Raw genomic sequence first — 894 nt, forward strand, 5'->3', positions numbered from 1 at the left:
GAAGGATAGAAGAAGCGTGCGATTGGTTGTGCACGTCCAAGCAGTTAGGCTGATAAGTAGGCAAATCCGCTTATCGTGAAGGCTGAGCTGTGATGGGGAAGCTCCTTATGGAGCGAAGTCTTTGATTCCCCGCTGCCAAGAAAAGCTTCTAGCGAGATAAAAGGTGCCTGTACCGCAAACCGACACAGGTAGGCGAGGAGAGAATCCTAAGGTGTGCGAGAGAACTCTGGTTAAGGAACTCGGCAAAATGACCCCGTAACTTCGGGAGAAGGGGTGCTTTCTTAACGGAAAGCCGCAGTGAATAGGCCCAAGCGACTGTTTAGCAAAAACACAGCTCTCTGCGAAGCCGTAAGGCGAAGTATAGGGGGTGACACCTGCCCGGTGCTGGAAGGTTAAGGAGAGGGGTTAGCGTAAGCGAAGCTCTGAACTGAAGCCCCAGTAAACGGCGGCCGTAACTATAACGGTCCTAAGGTAGCGAAATTCCTTGTCGGGTAAGTTCCGACCCGCACGAAAGGTGTAACGATTTGGGCACTGTCTCAACCAGAGACTCGGTGAAATTATAGTACCTGTGAAGATGCAGGTTACCCGCGACAGGACGGAAAGACCCCGTGGAGCTTTACTGTAGCCTGATATTGAATTTTGGTACAGTTTGTACAGGATAGGCGGGAGCCATTGAAACCGGAGCGCTAGCTTCGGTGGAGGCGCTGGTGGGATACCGCCCTGACTGTATTGAAATTCTAACCTACGGGTCTTATCGACCCGGGAGACAGTGTCAGGTGGGCAGTTTGACTGGGGCGGTCGCCTCCTAAAGTGTAACGGAGGCGCCCAAAGGTTCCCTCAGAATGGTTGGAAATCATTCGTAGAGTGCAAAGGCATAAGGGAGCTTGACTGCGA

At 52.3% G+C, this 894-nt stretch carries 1 rRNA gene (cut by both window edges); it reads left to right on the forward strand.

From position 1 onward, the window contains the following. A 23S ribosomal RNA gene (locus DOS87_RS29860) occupies nucleotides 1-894 on the forward strand (it extends past both window edges: 695 nt to the left, 674 nt to the right).

The organism is Bacillus sp. CR71, from assembly GCF_003429245.1.
GTDB lineage: Bacteria > Bacillota > Bacilli > Bacillales > Bacillaceae_G > Bacillus_A > Bacillus_A thuringiensis_S.